A 19,102-nucleotide genomic window follows, 5' to 3' on the forward strand; every position below is an offset into this window, starting at 1 on the left:
TGTTACTCCTTCTTGCCAGGCACGGGAGGCGTGTCCGGGCCCTCGGGCTCGTCGGGATCGTCGGCGGTCTTGGCCGAAGGCTCTCCGGAGGCATGGGGAGCCGTCTCCAGGTCGGCGTACCTGGCGATGGTGGCGGCGGCCCGCCGTACCGCGCCCACGGGGACGGTCGGCACCAGCCGGTCGAGGAAGGCGTACCTGCGGGCCAGCGAGTCGGCGTAGGCGCCGCCGCGACCGGCCGTCGCCCGCGCCTCGTGCCACCAGTCGGCGATGTCGCCCCATCCCGGCGCGGCCAGCGATCCGCCGAACTGCTGGACGGCCAGCGCCGCGCAGAGTCCGGCGAACGCCAGCCGGTCGGCCAGCGGCCAGCGGCAGAGGGTGCCGAGCACGATGCCCGCGCCGAAGACGTCCCCCGCGCCGGTCGGGTCGAGCGCCGTGACCCTCGGGGCGGGGACGTACGCCTCCTCCCCGGTGATGGAGTCGATGGCCATGGCGCCGTTGGCGCCGTCGGTTACCACCGCGAGGGGAACCCGGTCGGCGATCGTGTACAGCGCGTCGCGGGGCGTGTCGGTGCCGGTGTAGGCCATCGCCTCGACCGCGTTCGGCATGAACGCGTGGCAGGTCGACAGCTGGTCGAGCAGCGTCGGCGACCAGGCGCCCGAGGGGTCCCAGCCCACGTCGGCGAAGATGAGCGCGCCGTCGCGGTGCGCCCGCTCGGCCCAGGAGGACGCGCCCGGCACGCCGAGCGGCTCCTCGGCGGAGAGCGCCACGATGACGGCGCTGGACCGGGGCGGGGTGCCGATCATCTCCGACGCCGACATGGGCGCGGGATGGCCGTGGGTCACCATGCTCCGGTCGCGGTCGACGGCCATGGAGACCGTCACCGGCGAGTGCCAGTGCTCGAAACGTCGTGACCTCGACAGGTCGACCGACTCCTGCTCCGCCAGCGTGCGCCAGCAGAAGTCGCCGTAGTCGTCGTCACCGAACGCGGCGGCCAGCGAGGTGCGCAGGCCCAGCCGGCTGGTCGCGATGGCGAGGTTGGCGATGCCACCAGGGCACGAACCCATGCCCTCGGCCCAGATCTCGGTGCCCGCGGCGGGCATCGCGGGCAGACCGGTGAAGACGATGTCGAGGAAGACGGTGCCCGCTAAGAAGACGTCGAACTGCGGCCCCCCCGGGGTTCGCTGGTCGGCCAGAGGGTCGTACGCCTGAGCAGACACGGGAATGAGTCCTCCTCGACGGCATCGAGATGTGCGCAATCTTGCATGTTTGGGCGCGCATATCAAGTACTTCACGCGAGGATTCGACGCATCATGCTCGCTTCTGCGCGGAAATGACTGATAGGATCCCGACCGTGCTTCAGCACCTCAGGCATGCGGAGATCATGCGCAGGGTTCGCCTCTCGGGTGCGACCAGCGTTCGCGACCTCGCCAGACAGCTCGGCGTGAGCCCGTCCACCATTCGACGAGATCTTGAGGTGCTCGACCGCGACGGCACGCTTCGGCGGGTGCGCGGAGGCGCCCTGGCCGACGCCGATGCCGACGACGACCTGCCCTTCGCCGCGGTCGCCGCGCTCAGCGAGCACGACAAGGAGGCCGTGGCCGTCCGCGCCGCGGGGATGGTGCGCGACGGCGACGTGGTCCTGCTCGACATCGGCACGACGACGATGCGCCTGGCCCGCCAGCTGCGCGGCCGCCGCGTCACCGTGGTCACCTCGAGCCTCGCCGTCCTCGACGTGCTCCGCGCCGATCCCGCGGTCGAGCTGCTGCTGCTCGGCGGGATGGTCCGCAAGACGTACCACTCGCTCGTCGGGGTGCTGACCGAGGCGGCGCTGAGCCAGGTGTGCGCCGACCGCGTGTTCCTGGGCGCGAGCGGGGTGCGGCCGGACGGCCAGCTCGTCGACAGCACACTCGCCGAGGTGCCGCTGAAGCGCGCCATGATCGCGGCGGCCGGGCAGGTCGTGCTGCTGGTCGACCGGCACAAGTTCCCCGGCACCGGCGCCCTGCGGGTGTGCGGCCCCGAGGACATCGACGTGATCGTCACGAACGAGGGCGCCGACGAGCCGACGCTGCGCAACTGCGCGGCGGCGGGCGCGGAGGTGCTGCTCGCGTGATCGCCGCCCGCACCGCGCGAGCGCGTCGCAGATGAGGGAGTCTGGATGAAACTGGCCGTTCTCGGAGGCGGAGGCTTCCGGGTCCCGCTCGTGTACGGCGCGCTCCTGCGTGACACCGCCAAGCCACGCGTGGAGGAGGTGGTGCTGTACGACGTGTCGGAGGAGCGGCTGACGGCCATCCGGCACGTGCTGGACCAGCTCGCCGCCGGGCACGACGACCCGCCCAGGGTGGTGACCACCACCGACCTGGACACCGCGCTGCGTGACGCCGCCTTCGTCTTCTCGGCGATCCGCGTCGGCGGCCTGGCCGGCCGTACCGCGGATGAGCGGGTGGCGCTCGACCTGGGTCTGCTCGGCCAGGAGACCACCGGGCCCGGCGGCATCGCCTTCGGCCTGCGCACCATCCCGGTGGCCGTGCGCGTGGCCGAGCGGGTCGCCGCGCTCGCGCCCCGGGCCTGGGTCATCAACTTCACCAACCCGGCCGGCATGATCACCGAGGCCATGCGCGGCGTGCTCGGCGACCGCGTGGTCGGCATCTGCGACTCGCCGATCGGGCTGGTCAGGCGGGCCGCCGCCGCCCTCGGGCTCGATCCGGCGCTGGTGTCGCCCGACTACGTGGGGCTCAACCACCTCGGCTGGTTGCGCGGGCTCACCTACCAGGGCCGCGACGTACTGCCTGGCCTGCTCGCCGACGACGCGGCGCTGCGGCAGGTCGAGGAGGCCCGGATCTTCGGCGGCGACTGGGTGCGGACTCTGGGCGCGCTGCCCAACGAGTACCTGTACTACTACTACTTCACCCGCGAGTCCGTCGCCGCGCTCGGCGCCGGGCACACCCGCGGCGAGTCCCTGCTCGAGCAGCAGGACCGGTTCTACGCCACCGTACGGGAGCGGCCCGACGACGCCCTCTCCGCGTGGGGCAGGGCACGCAGGGAACGCGACGCGACGTACATGGCCGAGACCCGTGACAGCACCGACGCCGGCGAGCGCGACGCCGCCGACCTGGAGGCCGGGGGGTACGAGGGCATCGCGCTCGCCCTCATGGCGGCCATCGCCCGCGGGGAGTCCTCGACCATGATCCTCAACGTCCGCAACGGCAGCGCGGTCCCCGGCCTGCCTGCGGAGGCGGTCGTCGAGATCCCGTGCGTGGTGACCGGCGCGGAAGTCCAGCCGCTGGCCACCCGCCCGCTCCCCGGCCGCTTCCTGGGTCTCGCGCAGCAGGTCAAGGCGGTCGAGCAGACCGCGATCGAGGCAGCCCTGTCGGGGTCGGCGCGCATGGCCGTCGAGGCGTTCGCCCTGCACCCGCTGGTCGACTCGGTCGGCACGGCGCGCAGGCTGCTCGACGGCTACCGCGCCCGCATCCCTGAGCTGGCCGCCGTCTTCCCCGGCTCCGCGTAACCCTCAGGCGGTGACCGCCGCGTCAGAGGCGAACTCGATGATGTCGGGAAGCCGGAAGACCCTGCCCATGGCGCCCCAGTTGCCGTCGGGAATCTCGATCAGGTGCACCCACGCGACCGGCCGGTCGTAGAGCCGCCGCGGCTCCTCCTCCGCCTCGGCCAGGACGCGGGTGATCCGCTGGATCATGTCGGCTCGCTTGGCGTCGTCGAGCGAGCCGGCCGGGACGCTGACCCGCACGACAAAGCGTGGCCGCTCGTCGTCGCCGACCTCCTTGCCGCCGACGAACCAGGCCTGCGGCTCGTTGAGGACCAGCCAGGAGATCTCCCGCGCGGCCGCGCTGTCAGGAGCGCCTTCGGCCAGCATCACCTCGGCCACCAGCCGCTCCTTGACGCGTCGGCCGCGGTCCCCGTCGAGAGCACCCTGGGGGGCGAACAGTTCCACGAAAGGCATGTCCCACTCCTTTGATCGTCGGTGAGTTCATATTCTCAACTCACTAGGGCCGCGGCAATCCCCCTGCAGGGGGAGATGGCTCCCCCTGCCCGGTGAGGGCCCGTGACGCCCCCGCGCGGGAGCATGACGCCATGACGCGATGGATGACCTGGGCTCCGTGGGCCGCCCTGCTCGCCGCGCTCGCCTATGGGTCCGTGCAGGCCTACTGGGCGGCCGGCAACGCCCCGGCCTGGGTGCTCGGCTACGACGTGACGCTCCCCTCGTGGGTGGTGATCGCGCTGTGCGCGGGCGTCGCGCTCGTCGTGACCGGCCTGCGCGCCACCAGGGGCTTGCTGCCGCTCGTGCTCGCCGCATGGGCGCTGAGCGTCGCGCTGGTGTCGGCGGCGGCGCTGCTCCTGCTCGACGTCGTCAGCGGCGTCCTTCCCGACCTGGGCATCCCCCGCGACCCCGCCGCCTTCCTGAGCAGGGCCGGGTGCGCGGCCGTCGGCCTGCTCGCGGGCGCCACCGCCCTGTCATGGCAGCGCCGCCGTACGGCAGGCTGCGTGCGCTGTGTCGGCGTCCCACGGCTGGAGTCGACGCCGCGCTGGGGCTACGTCGCGGCCTACGCGGCGGTGGCGGGCTGCCTCATCAGGATCGTCGCGCAGGTGACCATGGGCGTCGCGGTGCCCTACGCCGCCAGCCCCTCGCTGCTGATCTTCGAGTTCGGCTTCCTGCTCGCCGGCGTGCTGCTCCCTCTCGCGCTGGCGCACCGATGGGGCAAGATCTGGCCGCGATGGGTGCCGCTGCTGGCGGGCCGCAGGGTGCCGCGCTGGCTGGTCGCCGGGCCTGGATTCGCGGTCGCGGGCGCCCTGCTGGCCTACTTCGGCACCGGGCTGATCCAGATGACGGCCGAGACCATCGACGGCACGCTGGAGGAGCCCGCGTTCATGTGGGTGGCGGTCCCCTCCTACGTCCTGTGGGGCGTCGGCCTGGCCTTCGCCTCCATCGCCTACTACCGGATCACCCGCCCCGCGTGTACGGCATGCGGTCGCTAGTGGTCTTGCGATCAGCCGGTTTCCCGGTCTCCGAAGGCGGGATATCCCGGCAGCGGAGCGACGTCCCATTCTCCGGCGACCTTCCCCAGCAGCAGCCCGACTTGACGATCACGCTGTCGCCGGCGGCGGTCCGGCAGCGCAGCACGGTGCTGCGCGCGCTGCCCCCCAGGTCGACAGGGTCGAACAGCTCGGTATCCAGCAGCTCGCCCGCAGCGCGCGAGATCGGATTCACCGGGGCATCCTGTCACCGCCGGCCAGTCCTCGCACCTGCTTATCTGAAACGAACAGCTGGTCGGTACGGCTTGCCCGGCATGGCATGAACCATCATCAGCCGACAGGGGCGGTCGGCTGATGATCTTTCATTCAGTCCGGTCAGACCTGCCTGCTGGCAGCCGCCCAGTCGAGGAGCGCCTGAGCGGTCTGGAAGCGGCGGCTGGAGCTGGTCTCTCCGAGAATCACCCCGACCAGCCGGCGGCCGTCACGGTCGGCGGCGAAGGCAAGGGTGTAGCCCGCGGCGCGGGTGAAACCCGTCTTCAGGCCGACGGTGCCCGGCGTGCCGAGGAGGCGGTTCGTGTTCCGCCAGGAGTAGGCGCGGTGCTCCGCCGTCTTGGGAACCGAGCGGTACCGGGTGGAGCTGACCTTCCTGATTGTCCCGTTGTCCAGCGCAGCCTGGGCAAGCCGCACCTGGTCACGCGCGGTGGAGTAGCCGCCACCCTTGGCGGGCATCCCGTCGGCGTTGACGTACAGCGTGTCCTTCATGCCAAGCTCGCGGGCATGGGCGTTCATCTTCGCCGTGAACCCGTCGACACCGGGGCCGTACGTGCGGGCGAGCGCATGGGCGGCGTCCGCGCCGGAGGGCAGCATCAGGGCGTACAGCAGGTTCTCCACGGTGAGCCGGTCACCGGCGCGCAGGTACGCCACCGAGGCGCCGCCCCTCGACGCGTAGCGGACGTCCTCAGCGGTGACCTTGACCACGTCCGTCGGTTTGGCCTGCTTCAGCACGGTGTAGGCGGTCATCACCTTGGTGATGCTGGCCACGGGGGTGCGGAGATCGGCCTTCTTGCTGAAGTAGACCTTGCCCGTCTTGGCGTCGATCACGTGGGCCGCGCGGCCGAGCACCGCGGGGGCGTCCGCCGCGACGGACGCAACGTGGGAACGGGAGTCCGGCGCGACCACGGAGCCGGCCTGAGGGGCGGCCTGTGCGGCAGGGCCGACGGCGGTCACGGCGCCTGCGGTGACGGCGACGCCGAGCAGCGCGCGTCCCAGCCAGTTCTTGAGATGCGTGGGCATGAAGGGTTTTGCTCCTAGCTTCCATGCCGCCTACCGGGTTAGCTGACGGGTTCGGGCTGGGAAGTGCCCTACGGACGCAGCCGGGCTGGCGTCCGATTCACCCCAAGGGGAAGTGGGTCCCCGGTTCCGTGGATACGGATTCGGCGGCCGAGCATCGTCCTGCGGGGTGGCCCCGTCAGGAGACGCGCGGTCCGGGCAATGAAATGGCAACGAACGCGTCGACGGTTCGCTGCCCGATGCCCCAAACGTAGCGAAAAGGTCTAAAACACGCAAATAGTAACAACACCCGACAAACCTCGTCACACCTGCCCCAATAGGCACCGTCTCTACCCGGGCGAGACAGCAACAGGGGACCTAGTGACCCCCGAGCCCCCGCCTCACGGGCTCGGCGTCCGGCAGTTTTAGACCTGGCCGGGGTGGTTAATACTCCAGCCGCAGATTGGGATCTTGCTGGGCGGGCAGCACAGCGGGTGATGCCAACGTGCGTACGTAGGCACGTCGCAGAGGAACGACCACCGCTGTGATCATTCAGGTGTGTTGGAACTGAAGATCATGCGGTGGTCGCGATGGCCAGATTAGAACACCTGGACCCCGCTCGTCTGCAGGCTGGGCTGGACGACGCATTCGCGCTGGTAGCAGGCCGGTTCAAACGGCGCGAGCCGCGACTGCGAGCGCGTCGATGCATCGAGGGACTGCTGTCCGGGCTGGAGCGCAAGACCAGTTGGTCGCTGGCCGAATACGCCGGTGAGGCCACGCCGGATGGCATGCAACGCTTGTTCACCAGGCCAAATGGGACGTCGACGGCCTACGCGACGATATACGCGACTACGTGGTCAACCGCCTCGGCCAAGCCGATGGGGTGCTGGTCGGTGATGACACCGGTTTCGAGAAGAAGGGCGCATGCTCAGCCGGGGTGCAACGACAATACACCGGAACCGCAGAAAAGATCACCAACTGTCAGATCGGCGTCTTCCTCGGCTACGCCACCCTTCGTGGCCAGGCCCTCGTGGACCGCGAACTCTACCTTTCTCGCGACTCCTGGATCGCCGATCCGAGCCGATGCGCGGCGGCCAAGGTGCCCGATGAGATCACCTTCGCGACCAAGCCGCAACTCCTGCAAACCATGATCGAGCGAGCCATCACCCACGGCGTGCCGTTCGGCTGGATCACCGCCGACGAGGCCTACGGCGACAACGGGCCGCTGCGCCGCCAACGCCAGCTCAACTACGTCCTGGCCGTCGCTCGCGACCATCACATCACCACCCGCGCGGGCACCATTCGCGCCGACGTCATGGCCGCGAAGATCCCCCGATCCGGATGGCAGCGTCTGTCCTGCGGCCCGGGCGCCAAGGGACAGCGACGCTATGACTGGGCGCTGGTCGCCACCACCAGCCCAGTCCATCACCTGTTGATCCGGCGCTCCATCAGCAAGCCATCCGAGCTGGCCTTCTACCTATGCCACGCCTCTGCTCCAGTGCCTCTGCACCGGCTGGTGGCGGTGGCCGGCACTCGCTGGAGCATCGAAGAATGCTTCCAAACCGGCAAGAATGAAACCGGCCTCGACCACTACCAAGTCCGGCTCTATCCCGCCTGGTACCGGCACATCACCCTGGTCATGTTCGCCTTGGCCTTCCTGGCTGTCACCCGCGCGTCCCTATGTGACCAGCCCACCAGTGCGCCCGCCGACCTGATCACAATCTCCGCCAACGAAATCCGCCGCATGTTCGCCCTGTTGACCCGGCCGACGCCGAACCAGGCCCATGCCTGGCACTGGTCACGATGGCGGCGACGCCATCAGGCCCAAGCCCGCCGATCCCATTACCAGCGACAACGCATCAAAGATCCCGATCTACGGCTGGAGTATTAATCGGTGCCGTTACGGGTGCACATCGGGCAGACGCCCTTCCACTCGGTGGGAGAGCCGAGCGCCGGCAGCGAATGCGGAAGGCCGTTCACACGTCGCCACCGAACATCGACACCTCTGAATTCGAGCCTGCCCTGGCCACGATTACCTGTTTCACCAGGCAGGAGACCTCGGTGACAGCAGGAAGCCCCCATCCTGGTCAGGATGCGGGGCTTTCTGCTAGTCAATCGTCAGGATGAAATTGTCGTTAGGGTCCTGCTGGCTAGCGACCAAGTGGTACCGGTGCGGGGTCCTAGTTGTTGTTGTTATTGTTGTTGTTGTTCGCGCCGCCACCGTTGTTGTTGTTGTTATTGTTGTTGTTGTTCGCGCCGCCACCGTTGTTGTTGTTGTTGTTATTGTTGTTGTTGTTCGCGCCACCGCCGTTGTTGTTGTTGTTATTGTTGTTGTTGTTCGCGCCACCGCCGTTGTTGTTGTTGTTATTGTTGTTGTTGTTCGCGCCGCCACCGTTGTTGTTGTTATTGTTGTTGTTGTTCGCGCCGCCACCGTTGTTGTTGTTATTATTGTTATTATTGTTGTTCCTCTTGTGGTCCAGGACGCTGGACGTGTCGGCCTGCGGGGCGATGACTGCCGCGGTGCCGACGGTGGAAGCCTGGGCCGGCATCGTCATCGGGGCTGCGAGAGCGGAGGCGGCGATAGCGGCGGCGGTGAGAGCGGTCTTGAGGATCATCATTGGTCTGTCTCCTTGTGTACTGTTTGTCGGCTTGTGTCTGATCTGTGTCTTGCTGGCCTTGCCTGTCTTGCTTGTCTTGCTATGGGTCATTTGTAGATGTCACTGCTTGCTAGTCCCTTTCATCCCGCTTGCCGTGATCCTTGCAAGCGGCCCAAACCCCGCCCACGCCGAGGAATCCGACTTTTGGCACCGACCTGCCGCGACCCTTTGACACGCCGCGGCGGCAGGGTTCTCGACTGCGGGAACCTCCGAATCCGGCCTCCGAGGGGCCTCGCCGTACGGCCTGGCAGGCAGGTTTCCGCGCCCACCGCGCTCCGCCTGAGCCCCACAGGAACCCTTATTGGCGTGCTGTCCAGACCGTCCACCGGAGCAGAGAGGGCACGCGACCTCACCGTCGCAGCGAAGGCACACCAGCCCCGCCCTGGTCCTGAGTGCTCTCCGACCCGCACCCCTTGAGCGGCCGCGCCCAGGTTCGTCCTCGTGCCGGTGGTTGAACCACTACCTGCACAGGGACTCAAGGGGGAGGCTGCGGGTCCGGCCGTACGGCCGGGCCCCGGTCAGCGGTAGTCGTCGTAGTCGGGGTCGGGGCGTCCGGGCGGCACGCCGTACCTTTCTCGGCGATGCGGATCTCTGACGCTCTGCGACCGCGCTTGCACGGTGCAGTGCGCATCGGTCACCTGGGGCGTGAGGACTCTTTCCAGCACAGCGCCGCGCCCGGCGCGGGTGGCGAGGAGGCTCAGGGAGACGAGCAGCAGCCACAGCCTCTTCATCGGGCAGCCCGGGCGGCGAAGGTCCCTGCTGTCGATCACGGGCTCGTGCCGGTCACTCGAAGCGGGTCTGGCGTCGAGGAGTGTTCGGGTGCGTGAAGGCGAGCAGGCGGTCTGCTTCCTCCTCCACCTCTGCGCGGTTCGATGGCGACAGCGGGCGGAGCGGGTGCACGGTCAGCGTGGCCGCCTCATGTGTACGGGACACCGTCCACGTGGCGGCGACCGTACCGTCGACGAGGACGGTGGCGGCGACGCCGGCGCCGACGCAGACCTGGCGGCGGATCTCGTCGGTCATGATCCGGGTACGGTCCGCGTAGGCCAGCAGGGGCGCGTCGAACTCGGGAAGGAGCCGCACCGGGGCAGGCAGGTCGGGTGCCGGCCTCGGCGCATCCTCGAGGTCGAACAGCTCCCTGCCCGACTCGTCGAGGTAGACCCTCAGCTCGGGACGCAGCTGGTCGAACACCTCGCGCAGCCCGCTGACACCGGACCAGGCCCGGGCGTCGGACACGGTGGCCGGGCCGAAGGCCGCCAGGTAGCGCCGGAGCGTCTGGCGCACGTCCTCGGCCGTCGCCCTGGCCCGGATGCCGGTCCAGTCGGCGCGGGCGAAGGGCGTGGCGCCGCGGGTGTTCCATGTGCCGCTCGGCGCCGGGTGCACCAGGGGGAGCAGGTACTGCACGCTCCAGCCGAGGGCGGTCGCGTCGGCGCCCTGCCATCGTTCGGCGAGGCGGCGGCCCAGCTCGGGACGGGTCAGCACGCGGCCGTCGGCGAGCAGCTCCCACGCCTCCGCGATCAGCTCGTCGAGGTCGACGTCTGCGGTGCGGCGGCCGAACGCGTTGCGCTGCACCCTGCGCAGCAGGGGCGCCAGCACCGGGCGGATCAGCCGGAAGTCCGGTGTCGACAGCACGTGCTGGGTGGCCCGCATCATCGTCGAGCGCACCAGCGACCTGTCCTCGATGGCGGCGGTCAGGTCCTTGATCGCGAATCGGTCGAGCCTGGCCCAGAGAGCGAGGTAGGGCAGGTTCGGGTCCTGGGCGTTGAGCCCGAGCACCCGCTCGACGGCCGTCACCACCGGCAGGTCCGCGCGGCGCAGCAGTAACTGACGTTCCAGCAGCGCGCGGTTGAGTGCCCGCGGGCGCAGCACGTCGGCTCGGGCCCGCCGGGCCGGCCCGCGGGCGCTCATCTCAGCGCACCTTCGCGAAGAACGTGCGGACGTCGGCGACCAGCTGGTCCGGCGCCTCCATCGACTCCGTGCTCTCGCTCCAGCCTGAGCCGGAATCCGCGTCGGCGCTCCAGGCGTTCGCGGAGATCTCCTCGTAGTAGATCTGCGCCGCCGACACGGCCGTGTCGGTCAGCCAGTACAGCGAGACGTCGGTCAGGATGCGGTCGCGGTCGACGCCGTCCTCGGGCAGCCCGTCCTCCGGGTCGGTGAGCTCCTTGAACTTCTCCACGATCCAGGCGAGCTGGCCGACGGGTGAGTCGTGCAGTCCGTAGGTCACCGTCTGCGGCCGCTTGGAGTTGCACTGCAGGTAGCCGTCGTTGAAGTCCTGCATCGACTGCCAGCGCCGCCGCTCGACGTCGGTGAGCCCGTCCATCAGCCGCACGAACACCCCGGCCATCCTGGCCGCGTTCATGCCGGGCCCGGCCAGCGGCGTGGAGAGGCCGAACCCCGGCAGGGAGGGGATGACCAGGTGGAAGGCGCCCGCAGGATCGCCGCCGTACGCCCGGGGATCCGACAGCGGGCCGATGACGTCGAGGAAGTCCACGACCCCGCCCGGCCAGCCGTGCAGCATCAGCAGCGGCGTGGCGCCGGGCTCGGGCGAGCGCACGTGCAGGAAGTGGACGGTCTGCCCGTCGATCGTGGTGATGTACTGCGGGTGCTCATTGAGCGCCGCCTCGTGCGCCCGCCAGTCGTAGCCGGTGCGCCAGTAGTCGGCGAGGTCCTTCAGGTACCCCAGCGGCACGCCTCTGCTCCAGCCGACGCCCGGCAACTCCCCGGGCCAGCGGGTGTTGGCCAACCGCGCGTGCAGGTCGTCGAGCTGGGCCTGCGGAATGTCGATACGGAAGGGGCGGATGCCCTGCTGCGGGTTCGTCACGCGGACCACGCTACGAAGGGCTTAGGACAGATTTTCCTAAGCAGCTGGCAGTCTGAGCACATGTCCTCCGCACGGCTTCTCCAGCTGCTGTCGCTCCTGCAGACCCGTCGCGACTGGCCGGGCGCCGAGCTCGCCGATCGCCTGGGCGTCGCAACGCGCACCGTCCGCCGCGACGTGGAGCGGCTGCGCGAGCTCGGCTACCCCGTGCACGCCACCCAGGGCGCCGCCGGGTACCGTCTCGGGGCCGGCGCGTCGCTGCCGCCGCTGCTGCTGGACGACGACGAGGCGGTCGCCGTGGCCGTGGGCCTCCGTACGGCCACGGCAGGCTCGGTCGCCGGGATCGAGGAGTCCTCCCTGCGGGCCCTGACCAAGCTCGAGCAGGTCCTGCCGTCGCGCCTGCGGCACCGGGTGAACACGCTGAACCTGGCGACCGTCCGGGTGGGCGGCGCCCCCGGGCCCGCGGTGAACGCGGACACGCTCATGGCGATCGCCGACGCCTGCCGCCGCCACGAACGGCTGCGCTTCGACTACACCAGCCCCCGGGGCGGTGGCACGACCCGCTCCGTCGAGCCGCACAGCCTGGTCAGCTTCGGCCGTCACTGGTACCTCGTCGCCTGGGACACCGATCGCGACGACTGGCGCACCTTCAGGGTGGACCGGCTGACGCCGCGCGTGCCGACCGGTCCGCGGTTCACGCCGAGACCGCCGCCGGAGGGCGACGTCGCCCGGTATCTGTCTCACCAGCTGTCGTCACGGACGTGGCCGTTCCAGGCGTCCGTCAGGCTGCACGAATCCGCTGAGGCGATCGCCGAGAGGATCTGGCCCGGCATGGGCACTGTCGAGGCCGTCGACGACCACACCTGCCTGCTGCACGTCGGTGCCGACACCCCGTCGGCGCTGGTCTGGATGATCACTTCGGTGGACGCCGGTTTCACCCTCGTCAGCGGCCCGCCCGAGCTCGCCGACGCCTTCCGCGCCCAGGCCGCTCGCTGCCTGAACGCCATAAAAGCGATGGACCGATAACCCGTCGGCGCGGCGCCATAACCCGTAGTCAGGGTCCAGTCAAGGCCGCGAGTTATACTTTTTCCGCACTTCTCTATAGATATTGCGAAATATAGTTCTAATAAGATCCGGAAAGTTCGATTACTACATTTATGACCCTTGAAAGAGCGGGTGGTAAGTCTAATATCGGGGTTTGTGTCCCATGATCCATCGGACCTGCCGGATAGGCAGGTCTGGCCGCCCGGCCACCCCGATGACTCAGCCGTGACCGCTCCCACACCCCCGATGGCCAGGCACAGGTCACAGCCTCAGCCGCCGGAGGACGAGTGGGAGCCCGAACGGCTGTCCGCCGGCCCGTGGCGGTTGATCATTGGGGCGGGGATCGTGTTCGTCGTGCTGGCCGCGGTGGGGATCGGGCTCGGCGCGATTCGATCTTCGCGGGAGCCGTCGCCGAGCGGGGCCTTACCCATGGCCAGCGCGTCGGCGTTGGAATCCGGTCGAGGATCGCCGGAGCCCGGGTCGACCGGCCAGCCGGTCGGCCCGGGCACGTCGGCCGCCCCGTCGCGAGGGGACGGGGCGAAGCCGTCGGTCACGGCCGCGGAGGCGAAGCGGGTGCACGACCGCTTCCAGCGTGACCTGTCGGCGGCCCAACTCGCCATGGACGGCAAGGCCGTCGCCGAGCTCGAACAGGGGCTCGCTCTGGAGATGACCAGGGCGAGCTTCGAGACCGCCAGGCTGCAGGACACCAAGGTCCCCGCGGGGATCTGGCCCGGCACCAAGGTGTGGGTGCCGCGCCGTACGGCGGAGGCGGGCGAGTGGTTCGTGGCCACCATGCACGAGCCGGGCGTCGCCCGCGTGACCGATCTGATGGTGCAGACCGGCAAGGGATGGCGGCTCGCGGCCTCGACCGCCGACACCCGCGACCCCGCGCCCGAGCCGCCGGCCATCGCCGTCGACCCCGACGGCTACGCCACGAGCCTCGACGAGTTCACCTCGGGCCTGCGCGGCACGCCCAGGCAGATCGCGCTCGCGCACCTGAGGAGCCTGGAACGAGCCACCGAGGACGAGCGCTTCGCCGATGGGCCGTGGACGTCGACCGCGGTACAGCTCTGGCAGCGTGAACGCGCCCAGCTGCGCAAGGCCGGGTGGAAGCTGGAGCTGTCCTACCGCCTGACCGGCCAGGTGCGGGCGCTGAGGACCACCGACGGCGGCGCGCTGGTCTGGTACTCGGCCCGCTCCACCGAGGTGCGCGAGGCCCAGCGGCAGGGCACCACGGTGACGCTGAAGGGCTCGGCCGCCGTCCGCACCGCCAACCGCTCCTTCGCCCGTACGGCGAGCGCCACCTACGGGCGGATGTACCTGGCGCACGTCCCGCCGATCGGCTCGACCGAGCCCATCAGGGTCATGGGTGACTGGACAGACGTACTGGAGAGCCACGGCACCTGACGAACCATCAGATAAGAGGAGCACCATGGCGACATCCCCACGCAGACCTTCCAGGTCAACGGTCGTCACGACAGCACTCACGATCGGCGTGTTCGGCGCCGGGGCCGGGCTGGGCAGCGTCCTCCACGACCGCGCCGCCCAGCCCAGAACCGAGGTCCTGCGGCTGGCCGCGGGGACCTACCAACTGGACGGCCAGGCCACGGAGTCGTCGGGCGCGCTCACGGCCCGCTCGCTCACCGGCGCGGACGGCGGCAGCACGGTGTCGGGCGCAGCCGCGACCCCGCCGCTGTGCCTGGCCGCCACCGTCGACTGGATGGCGGTCTCGGCCACGGGTGAGGCGTGCGCGTCCATCCCCCTGCTCGGCACGGGGACGACCGCGCCGCCGCTGCTCAGGCCGGGCAACCCGGCTGAGCGGTCCACCCCTTCGGAGAAGCCGCAGGAGCCGAGGAAGTCGGAGCGGCCGGATCCCGCGCCCAGGAAGAGCGAGGCGCCGCCGCCCACGCGGATGAACGAGCCGCCCCCGCCCGCTCCGCGGCCGCCCGAGAGGGAGCGGGACGACTCCCCCGCCCCCAGGAAGAGCGATCCTCCCCCGACGAAGAAGAGCGAGCCGGACCGGGACAGGAAACCGGAGACCGGCAAGGAGCCGGAGAGCGACAGGAAGCAGCCCGACACCCCGGCCACCGCCTTCCCCAAGGGCACGCTGCGGGCCGTCGAGCCCAACGCGGCGCCCATCCCCAACGGGCCGCCGATGCAGCCGGTGCGTCCCCGTCCCGCCGACCAGGGCCGGTCGGGGCAGAACGGTCACGACCCGGCCAGGCAGACGAGCAGCCTGCCCACCGCGAGCCCCCCGGCCCAGCGGTCCCCCATCCAGAACCCGCCCAGCCAGAGCCCACCTCGCCGGAACCCGCCTGACCAGAGCCCGCCCGGCCGGACCGTCAGCCCGCCCGACCAGGTCCCCACGGCGCGCCCTCCCGGCGGGAACCCCACCGTCCGGCCGCCCGACGACAGGCAGTGCCTGACGGGCCCCGACGGCAGCGCGTTACGCCCTGCCGTCCGCGGCGGGATCGCTCCCGGGTGCGAGGATCCCGTCCAGACCGCGCTGCCGACGGCCCGCCCCACCCCGCTGACCTCCCGATCGGCCCGCCCGACCGTCAAGCCCACGCCGTCCTCCACGAGGGCCGGCACCAAGGTCACCGCGAAGCCGAGGACCACGCCGTCGCAGCCGTCCATGCCGACCTCGCTCCGGCCCGCCGCCACCGACCGGCCCGCGCGGTCGGCCGGCACCGCCGCCGCCACCTCGGCCCCGCGCGCCCCCGAGTCCACCACCCTGCGCCCCGCCACCGCCGAGGGCCAGAGCCTGCCGATCTTCCAGGACCCCGAGCTCATGCGGCGCGCCGAAGAGGCGCTCGGCCTCGACGGGACCAGGACCTACACCGACGCCAACGGCGAGTGGGACCTCACCATCGCCCCGCCGGGCACCCCCGAGTGCCGTGACTACAGCAAACAGCAGCTCCAGGCGATGGGCGTCTCCGCCGCGTCGCCCGCCAACCTGCCCCGAGACTCCTGCATGTGGCCCGCGTTCATCCGCTGGCTGTACGCCGAACCGGCCGATGGCGAGGTGAGCAACTGGACCAAGTTCACCGGCCTGCCCGACCGGAACCTGCAACTCGTGGTGGTCGATCCCACCAGGGGCGGCGCGCCTTCCGCCGAGACCTCGCCGGGCGTCGTCGAGCCGGACCCGGGGCCATGAGCTCCCTTCACGACATGGGAAGTGCCATCCTCGGACCTGACAGGGCGGCCGCGTGGGTGCGCGAGCACGGCGGCCAGCTCATGGACTACGCCGCGTACCGGCTGGGCGAGGCCGCCGCGCCCGCCGCCGTCGCCGCCGCGCTCGGCGCGTCGCACTGGCGGGCTGTGCCGGAGAGCGTCTCCGAACGCGGCCTGCTGATCGCGGAGCTGCGCCGCGTCTGCGTGGCCGATCCCGACTGCGGGGACGGCTACCACCCGGGGACGGGAGCGGGCCTGCCCGACGCGGAGCTGATGGAGCGGGCCTGGTCGGTGGTCGACCCGCTGGGTGTGGAGGCGCTGCTGCTGCTGTTCCGCTACGAGCTGACGCTGGCCGACCTGTCGCACGTGCTGGGCCTTCCCGAGGGAGAGGCGCACCGGCTGGTCACCAGGACGCAGGACCTCATCGAGACACTGGTGAGCGGGCTGGACGCGCTCTCCCGCGGCCGGCCCACCTGTGCGGCGCTGCCCCCGCTGGTCGAGGCGGCCTTCCCCGCGGGTACGGCGGCGGCGCGCGCCGACCTGCTCACTCACATGATCGAGTGTTCGGCCTGCAACCGGCCGTTCAACATCCACTACACCGTCCCGCAGATGATCGACCAGGTGCCGGTGGCCCCGCTCAGCGCCGCCCGCAGGGAGCAGGTGCTGAGCCTGCTGCCGGCCGTACCGGACCCCGCGCCGCCCGCGGTCCCGCGCCAGGGCGGGCCCGCGGAGCCCGACGGCGGGCAGGACGCCACGGACCTCGACGTGCGTCCGCCCGCCATCCCGACCCCCGGCCATGACACGCCGCTGTTCAACGCGCTGGCCTCCAGGGTGTGGGCCCGCGAGGTGCTCTCCACCACCGACCAGGCGGCCATCGCGCCCCGCGGCGACCCCACGGTCGAGGTGACCGCCGACCTCCTGTCGCCGCCGCCCCGGCCGCCCAGGCCGCCCAGGCCGCCCAGGCTCAGGTCCCGGCTGCCGGAGGCGCTGGCCGCGGCGGGCGCGCGCACCCGCCGTACCGCGATGAAGGCCGCCATCATGCTGGTCGCCGGTACGGCGGGCATGATCACCGGCCTGCAGGTCCTCGGCCCCTCGCCGGAGCCCGCGCCCGGCACCACGTTCGCCCCCTCGGCGAGCGACGACGCCCTCGCCGGACGGCTGACGCTGCCGCCCTCGATCACGCTGGACGACTTCGGCAGAGGCACGATCACGCTGAACCTCCCCGGCGAGCCCGTGAGCTGGCGGATCACCGCGCCCGGCCTGGCCGTCACGCCGTCGGCGGGCACCTCGGGCGACGGTGACCCCGCCGTCATCCGGGTGCGGGCGCTGCGCTTTCGCCACTGGTGCGGTGACCCCTCCCCGACAGAGGCCGTGCTGACCGTCCAAGGTCCCTCCGACTCGCTCACCACCCGAGTCCGCTGGAACACCTGCTGACCCCTTGAAAGGACCTTTGCCATGACGGAAACCCCTTCCAGGCTGCAGAAGCCGACGACCACGCCGGAGCAGTTCGACCAGTCCATCCCGCTCACCGCCGAGCGCCTGCTGACCAACAGGCGGCCCGAGCCCTCCTCAGGCTGGCGACGCCTGGTCTGGCAGCTGTCGGGCCGCAGGTACATCCCCGCCGAGTCGTCGGCCGAGGTGGAGCGGCGCAGGCTGATCGCGCAGGCGCAGACGCCGGTGGCCAGCGGGCACCACCGGATCGCGGTGATGAGCCTGAAGGGGGGCGTCGGCAAGACCACCACCACCGCCGCGCTCGGCAACACGCTCGCCTCGTTGCGCGGCGACAGGGTGATCGCCATCGACGCCAACCCCGACAGGGGAACGCTGGGCCTGAAGGTCAAGTCGGAGACCGCCGCCACTATCCGCACGCTGCTGGCCGAGGCCGAGCACATCGTCAGGTACGCCGACGCGCGGGCCTTCACCTCCCAGTCGCCCGCGCGCCTGGAGGTGCTCGCCTCCGACACCGACCCCGCCGTGAGCGAGGCGTTCGACGCAGACGACTACCGTACGGTCGCGGCGCTGATCGAGCGTTACTACTCGATCTGCATCACCGACTGCGGCACCGGTCTGCTGCACGGCGCCATGGGCGCGACGCTCGACCTGGCCGACCAGATCGTGCTGGTCAGCCTGGTCGCGGTGGACGGCGCGAACTCGGCCGCGGCCACGCTCGACTGGCTCACCGCGCACGGGCACGCCGACCTGGTGAAGAACGCCATCGTGGTGCTGAACGCGGTCGAGGAGCGCTGCGACGTCGACGTGGATCTGCTGGAGCAGCACTTCGGCGCCAGGTGCAGGACCGTGATCCGCGTGCCGTACGACCCGCACCTCAAGGAGGGTGCCGAGGTGGACCTGCTGCGGCTGCGGCCCACCACCGCGGGCGCGTACCTGCGCCTCGCCGCGGCCGCGGGGCAGGCGTTCAGCCTGCGCTCCGATCGGGGCCACTAGGTGTCGCCCGTGATGGAGGATCCGGCGCTGCGCTGGGACCTCGGCCCGGTACGGCGCCGCCACACGATCCGCCGCGTGGCCGCGGTGGTGGTGGCGGTGCTCGTGGTGGCCGTCGCCGCCTGGCTCCTGCGCCCCGGCTCGGACACGGGGCCCGTCACGCTCGCCGAGCCCGCCGGGCATCACGGCGAGGCGGGCTTCCCGATCGGTTTTCCGCACACCGAGCTGGGCGCCGCGTCGGCCGCCGCCGCGACCCTGGAGGCCGCGTGGACGCTCGACGAGACCCAGGCGACGGCCGCCGCGCAGCTCTACGCGGCGCCGGAGCAGCAGGAGGCGGCCCGTGCCGGCGCCGTCGGCGCGACCAGGGGCTGGCGGCGCACGCTCGGCCTGCCCGAGGAGGGCTCGCTGCCCGCGGGCGCTGCCATGAGATCGAGCACGATCGGCATCCGCTGGCAGGAGCGCGCGGAGGACCAGATCCTCGTCTCCGTTCTCGTCCAGGTGACGGCGACCAAGGGCGACTCGGGCCCCCTGTACTCCAGCCCCTACGCCATGAACCTGCTGATGACCTGGCACCCCACCCTGCGCGGCGGGGACTGGGTCAACACCCCTGACACCCGCCCGGTCGCCGCGCCCCCCGCGGCCGCGCCCGGCACACCCCAGTTCACCGCGGCGGGCTGGCGGCCCATCGCGCACACCGGTCCCGCCGAGTGAA

The 19,102-nt window shown here is 71.0% G+C and carries 16 protein-coding genes, 1 pseudogene and 1 riboswitch; of the genes and pseudogenes, 10 read left to right on the forward strand and 7 right to left on the reverse strand.

The window, feature by feature from the left end; translation table 11 throughout:
* Positions 1-2 precede the first annotated feature (2 nt).
* A complete protein-coding gene (locus tag H4W81_RS14610; protein ID WP_192775304.1) occupies positions 3-1,217 on the reverse strand; it encodes a PfkB family carbohydrate kinase in 1,215 nt (404 codons plus the stop codon).
* Between the two features lie 134 nt (positions 1,218-1,351).
* On the opposite strand from H4W81_RS14610, the gene H4W81_RS14615 reads away from it, so the two are divergent.
* Positions 1,352-2,110 carry a DeoR/GlpR family DNA-binding transcription regulator gene (locus H4W81_RS14615; RefSeq protein ID WP_192775305.1) on the forward strand — a complete coding sequence of 253 codons (759 nt, stop codon included), beginning with the start codon at positions 1,352-1,354 and terminating at the stop codon, positions 2,108-2,110.
* 45 nt (positions 2,111-2,155) lie between these two features.
* Positions 2,156-3,505: a 6-phospho-beta-glucosidase gene (locus H4W81_RS14620; RefSeq protein ID WP_192775306.1), complete on the forward strand. Its 1,350-nt coding sequence runs from the start codon at positions 2,156-2,158 to the stop codon at positions 3,503-3,505.
* Positions 3,506-3,508: 3 nt separating this feature from the next.
* Here the strand turns inward: H4W81_RS14620 and H4W81_RS14625 are convergent, their stop codons facing one another.
* A complete protein-coding gene (locus H4W81_RS14625; RefSeq protein WP_192775307.1) occupies positions 3,509-3,955 on the reverse strand; it encodes a tautomerase family protein in 447 nt (148 codons plus the stop codon).
* A gap of 131 nt (positions 3,956-4,086) precedes the next feature.
* On the opposite strand from H4W81_RS14625, the gene H4W81_RS14630 reads away from it, so the two are divergent.
* On the forward strand, positions 4,087-4,989 hold the full coding sequence (locus tag H4W81_RS14630; protein WP_192775308.1) for a hypothetical protein: 903 nt from the start codon (positions 4,087-4,089) through the stop codon (positions 4,987-4,989).
* A gap of 372 nt (positions 4,990-5,361) precedes the next feature.
* Here H4W81_RS14630 and H4W81_RS14635 read toward each other — a convergent pair whose 3' ends face one another.
* Positions 5,362-6,279, reverse strand: a complete 918-nt coding sequence (locus H4W81_RS14635; protein ID WP_192775309.1) for a D-alanyl-D-alanine carboxypeptidase family protein — start codon at positions 6,277-6,279, stop codon at positions 5,362-5,364.
* A 12-nt stretch (positions 6,280-6,291) separates the two neighbouring features.
* A riboswitch (cyclic di-AMP (ydaO/yuaA leader) is annotated at positions 6,292-6,435 on the reverse strand.
* Positions 6,436-6,845: 410 nt separating this feature from the next.
* Between H4W81_RS14635 and H4W81_RS14640 the strand changes: the two are divergent.
* Positions 6,846-8,146: pseudogene (locus H4W81_RS14640) on the forward strand (IS701 family transposase).
* A 289-nt stretch (positions 8,147-8,435) separates the two neighbouring features.
* Here the strand turns inward: H4W81_RS14640 and H4W81_RS14645 are convergent.
* The 4 genes from H4W81_RS14645 to H4W81_RS14660 form a co-directional block, all read right to left on the reverse strand.
* Complete coding sequence (locus H4W81_RS14645) at positions 8,436-8,873, reverse strand: hypothetical protein (RefSeq protein WP_192775310.1); 438 nt, start codon at positions 8,871-8,873, stop codon at positions 8,436-8,438.
* A gap of 557 nt (positions 8,874-9,430) precedes the next feature.
* Entirely contained in the window at positions 9,431-9,643 is a 213-nt protein-coding gene (locus H4W81_RS14650) for a hypothetical protein (protein WP_192775311.1), read from the reverse strand.
* A 52-nt stretch (positions 9,644-9,695) separates the two neighbouring features.
* Complete coding sequence (locus H4W81_RS14655; protein WP_192775312.1) at positions 9,696-10,820, reverse strand: winged helix DNA-binding domain-containing protein; 1,125 nt, start codon at positions 10,818-10,820, stop codon at positions 9,696-9,698.
* Position 10,821: 1 nt separating this feature from the next.
* Positions 10,822-11,733, reverse strand: coding sequence for an epoxide hydrolase family protein (locus H4W81_RS14660; protein WP_318781741.1), 912 nt, complete (start codon positions 11,731-11,733; stop codon positions 10,822-10,824).
* 60 nt (positions 11,734-11,793) lie between these two features.
* Between H4W81_RS14660 and H4W81_RS14665 the strand changes: the two genes are divergently transcribed.
* The 6 genes from H4W81_RS14665 to H4W81_RS14690 all read left to right on the forward strand — a co-directional run bounded on the left by H4W81_RS14665 (position 11,794) and on the right by H4W81_RS14690 (position 19,101).
* A complete protein-coding gene (locus H4W81_RS14665; RefSeq protein ID WP_192775314.1) occupies positions 11,794-12,756 on the forward strand; it encodes a helix-turn-helix transcriptional regulator in 963 nt (320 codons plus the stop codon).
* Positions 12,757-12,999: 243 nt separating this feature from the next.
* Positions 13,000-14,181 (forward strand): DUF8094 domain-containing protein, encoded by a 1,182-nt coding sequence (locus H4W81_RS14670; RefSeq protein ID WP_192775315.1) that lies wholly within the window; start codon positions 13,000-13,002, stop codon positions 14,179-14,181.
* A gap of 25 nt (positions 14,182-14,206) precedes the next feature.
* A complete protein-coding gene (locus tag H4W81_RS14675; protein WP_192775316.1) occupies positions 14,207-15,931 on the forward strand; it encodes a hypothetical protein in 1,725 nt (574 codons plus the stop codon).
* 14 nt (positions 15,932-15,945) lie between these two features.
* On the forward strand, positions 15,946-17,382 hold the full coding sequence (locus H4W81_RS14680) for a hypothetical protein (RefSeq protein ID WP_192775317.1): 1,437 nt from the start codon (positions 15,946-15,948) through the stop codon (positions 17,380-17,382).
* Positions 17,383-17,403: 21 nt separating this feature from the next.
* Positions 17,404-18,393, forward strand: coding sequence for a MinD/ParA family ATP-binding protein (locus H4W81_RS14685; RefSeq protein ID WP_192775318.1), 990 nt, complete (start codon positions 17,404-17,406; stop codon positions 18,391-18,393).
* Positions 18,394-18,402: 9 nt separating this feature from the next.
* A complete protein-coding gene (locus H4W81_RS14690; protein ID WP_192775319.1) occupies positions 18,403-19,101 on the forward strand; it encodes a hypothetical protein in 699 nt (232 codons plus the stop codon).
* Position 19,102 lies beyond the last annotated feature (1 nt).

Origin of the sequence: Nonomuraea africana (genome assembly GCF_014873535.1) — a bacterium.
Taxonomy (GTDB): Bacteria; Actinomycetota; Actinomycetes; order Streptosporangiales; family Streptosporangiaceae; genus Nonomuraea; species Nonomuraea africana.

Excerpts from the sequence above, each read along its gene's own strand:
- H4W81_RS14620 (WP_192775306.1), top strand. The coding sequence starts at position 2,156 with ATGAAACTGGCCGTTCTCGGAGGCGGAGGCTTCCGGGTCCCGCTCGTG.
- H4W81_RS14625 (WP_192775307.1), bottom strand. The coding sequence starts at position 3,955 with ATGCCTTTCGTGGAACTGTTCGCCCCCCAGGGTGCTCTCGACGGGGAC.
- H4W81_RS14630 (WP_192775308.1), top strand. The coding sequence starts at position 4,087 with ATGACGCGATGGATGACCTGGGCTCCGTGGGCCGCCCTGCTCGCCGCG.
- H4W81_RS14635 (WP_192775309.1), bottom strand. The coding sequence starts at position 6,279 with ATGCCCACGCATCTCAAGAACTGGCTGGGACGCGCGCTGCTCGGCGTC.
- H4W81_RS14645 (WP_192775310.1), bottom strand. The coding sequence starts at position 8,873 with ATGATGATCCTCAAGACCGCTCTCACCGCCGCCGCTATCGCCGCCTCC.
- H4W81_RS14650 (WP_192775311.1), bottom strand. The coding sequence starts at position 9,643 with ATGAAGAGGCTGTGGCTGCTGCTCGTCTCCCTGAGCCTCCTCGCCACC.
- H4W81_RS14655 (WP_192775312.1), bottom strand. The coding sequence starts at position 10,820 with ATGAGCGCCCGCGGGCCGGCCCGGCGGGCCCGAGCCGACGTGCTGCGC.
- H4W81_RS14665 (WP_192775314.1), top strand. The coding sequence starts at position 11,794 with ATGTCCTCCGCACGGCTTCTCCAGCTGCTGTCGCTCCTGCAGACCCGT.
- H4W81_RS14675 (WP_192775316.1), top strand. The coding sequence starts at position 14,207 with ATGGCGACATCCCCACGCAGACCTTCCAGGTCAACGGTCGTCACGACA.
- H4W81_RS14680 (WP_192775317.1), top strand. The coding sequence starts at position 15,946 with ATGGGAAGTGCCATCCTCGGACCTGACAGGGCGGCCGCGTGGGTGCGC.
- H4W81_RS14685 (WP_192775318.1), top strand. The coding sequence starts at position 17,404 with ATGACGGAAACCCCTTCCAGGCTGCAGAAGCCGACGACCACGCCGGAG.